4 protein-coding genes are annotated in these 2,717 nt (G+C 31.2%); all 4 read right to left on the reverse strand.

Annotated elements, in window-relative coordinates; all coding sequences use genetic code 11:
* Positions 1-502: 502 nt before the first annotated feature.
* Positions 503-862 (reverse strand): hypothetical protein, encoded by a 360-nt coding sequence (locus QBK95_RS22840; protein ID WP_280936882.1) that lies wholly within the window; start codon positions 860-862, stop codon positions 503-505.
* 202 nt (positions 863-1,064) lie between these two features.
* Positions 1,065-1,289 (reverse strand): hypothetical protein, encoded by a 225-nt coding sequence (locus QBK95_RS22845; protein ID WP_271785456.1) that lies wholly within the window; start codon positions 1,287-1,289, stop codon positions 1,065-1,067.
* Positions 1,289-1,612: a hypothetical protein gene (locus QBK95_RS22850; protein ID WP_280936883.1), complete on the reverse strand. Its 324-nt coding sequence runs from the start codon at positions 1,610-1,612 to the stop codon at positions 1,289-1,291. Before QBK95_RS22850 ends, QBK95_RS22845 begins: the two co-directional genes overlap by 1 nt.
* Positions 1,613-1,783: 171 nt before the next feature.
* Positions 1,784-2,320, reverse strand: coding sequence for a DUF2199 domain-containing protein (locus QBK95_RS22855; RefSeq protein WP_280936884.1), 537 nt, complete (start codon positions 2,318-2,320; stop codon positions 1,784-1,786).
* Positions 2,321-2,717 lie beyond the last annotated feature (397 nt).

Raw genomic sequence — 2,717 nt, forward strand, 5'->3', positions numbered from 1 at the left:
TTGACAATTTGCAACAAAAGGAAGAGAATTGCCAACATTTAAACACTTCAAAGTAACCATTATGAGATAATTAAAATAGAAATATTAACTTTGGAAAACTGAGCTAGTGCTTTTCATAGGACATATTGTTGTGCACAGGTTATTTTATGTTTTTAAAGTTTTGCAATCCGTTTTTTGAGCAATAAAGAGAGAAATCAGAAAACACGGTTGAGTAAAATCAGCGTATAAAAGCAAGAGTAATATCCGATTAAAAAGGCTGAGTGCGTTTTAAATCCGTTTGGAGATTGATTAAAATCAGAAAGGAGCAGAGTATTTTTTTATATTTAATATACACTTTTTTGAGCTCGAGTGAGCACTTGTGCACAACGTTTATGTATAAGAATAGTTGCTGTTTTGTGTGCGAGGATTTTCCGAAGGAAAATCAGACGTAACAAAATTGCAACGAACTTTGGTTAAGCCTAAAATAGCAATTATTTTTATACTGTGTTGTGGTTAGTGTTACTTAAATCCGTTTTAAACTTTCATACCATTCTTTGTGATAGTCAAAATTCCCATCCTTCAAATAAATAAAAGCGTGAGCTAACATAGTATGAAAATCATCAGTTGAACAGTTCTTAAATCTTTCCGAATGATTTTTACTTTCTTTTGAGTAATTAAAGGATAGAATTCCGCTATCGTTAAGTTCAATTCGTGAGTCAATTCCATTTTTCTTTAATTCAACTATAACAGAATTCTTAGAATCAGTATTTTCATAATGATGGTCAAATCCAATTCGATTTTTATAAAACCTTGAACTTAATCCTTTTCGGTAGTCATCAAAAAAATGATTTAGAATCAACTCGGTCAAATTTTCTTTTTTCATTTTCTCCAGAATGTTGCTTGCATTAACCACAACGCCAAATATATGAATCGGAGCAAGGCAAGTATATCTAAACCAATCAATCTATCTGCGCATTTTTATTTCTTGTTTAATTTATAAAAATCTAGCGCCACTACAAAAAGGAAATGACTTTTGATCTAGCCTTAAATTGCTCTGATTTCATATATAATGTTAACAAATCGTTTTATTTTTCGACTTTATTTTTTTCTTTTCCACTCTTATCCGTTGCCCATTTTTTTAGTCGGTCATTTAATTCCGTATATCCCAATCCGCCAAGTAGCATTCCAATTGGCATTCCAATTATAGTTTTCCAAAATTCTTTAGGGTTCCGCTTATAGTCAGGTAAATATGCCCAATAAAGAAAAATCCCAAATAAAATTATTAAAATAGTTATTATTATATATTCCATTATTCAATTCCAATATTTTTAAGTTGAACAAGCTTTTCCGATTTTGTCATTTTTTTATCGAAGTGCTGTTGAATTTCGTTATTCAGCCATTTTTTTCTATAATTACTCCAGCTTTTTTCATAAGGAGGTTCTCCGTCATCATCAAACCCATATTCAAATCCACAAGAGCAGATGTCATATGATGGGTGGCCATTTTTATCATATGGTCTCCACTCTTTATCGTCTGATTTTCTTCCGCAAACAGGACAGCAGCAATATTCATCAGAACTTATATTCAGTTCTACTTTTTCTCCATTCCAAGTATTTATTATTTCTTTTCTCAAATGTTTGCTAACGTTTAATATATGTGTCGTAGCAGGGCAAAACGTTACCTTGCTTTTTGATTTTTCTTGCGCATTGATTGCTAACTTTTACTTTTTGCAAGCGATGCACCTTACCAAAAATACAATAACCATTCGATTCATCACTTAGCTGCTATGATCACATATATGTTGTTACCCAAAGTTTTTTATCATTTTATTTATCCGATTTTCAGCTTCACTTTTTGAAATTCCATTGTAATAATCTCTTACAAATGGATGGTCAAAATCTTGGTGAGGAAAAATTTCAGGTCTTTTTTGCCCACATTTAGTCATTACATCGCAAGGAATTGAAGATGTATCTCCATATTCAGCTAGATTGCTACATAACCAACCAAAATATCCAGTTTCATGGTTTTTATTGTCAAAATTTGCTTTGTAATCCGAATAGCTTTTCTCGCTTAACGAAACCCAAAGTCCATAATCCAGATTTTCGCAAGTATCATTTACTTTTTGTGTCAGCGTTACTCTTATAAATCGGTCAATTTGGTCATCATAATGAATTTCACAAAAGTCAGAGTCTAATTTTCCAAATTCAGACTTTTCCTGTTCGGAAAGAAAATCGTAATTCGCAGGTGATTTAAACGCCAGAGCTGGCCATTCAGAATGAACCTTTCCACATTCTGAGCATTTAAATTCCGTTGGTTTATTTTTTTTCTTTTTCCAGAACATTTTTTGAAATTTCTAATTATTTCATATTTCTACAAGACCTGTCCAAATCATAACAATGAATACTAAACACATTATTGAACCCATCAAAAAAAAATAATTGAAAAAAGTGAAAATTTCAGGCATTTTTTCTACCAGTTTCGGGTTGTGCTTGATATGAAATTTTTTTAGTTTTCCTATAATTATTTTACCAGTTATTCTGAAAAAGAAAAACGCGAAAAGAAAAAATAAAGAAAGTTCTAATTTAGGATTCAATTTTTATTGATTTAATGTTGGGTAACGTTTAATATATGTGTCGTAGCAGAGCAAAATGTTACCTTACTTTTTGATTTTTCTGCGCATTGGTTGCTAACTTTTACTTTCTGCAAACATTGCGCCTTACCAAATATACAAGAACCAT

Origin of the sequence: Aquimarina mycalae (genome assembly GCF_029906345.1) — a bacterium.
In the GTDB taxonomy this organism is placed as follows: Bacteria; Bacteroidota; Bacteroidia; order Flavobacteriales; family Flavobacteriaceae; genus Aquimarina.

Bases quoted from the DNA above. Each gene is read 5' to 3' on its own strand.
- QBK95_RS22855 (WP_280936884.1), bottom strand. From the start codon at position 2,320: ATGTTCTGGAAAAAGAAAAAAAATAAACCAACGGAATTTAAATGCTCA.
- QBK95_RS22840 (WP_280936882.1), bottom strand. From the start codon at position 862: ATGAAAAAAGAAAATTTGACCGAGTTGATTCTAAATCATTTTTTTGAT.
- QBK95_RS22845 (WP_271785456.1), bottom strand. From the start codon at position 1,289: ATGGAATATATAATAATAACTATTTTAATAATTTTATTTGGGATTTTT.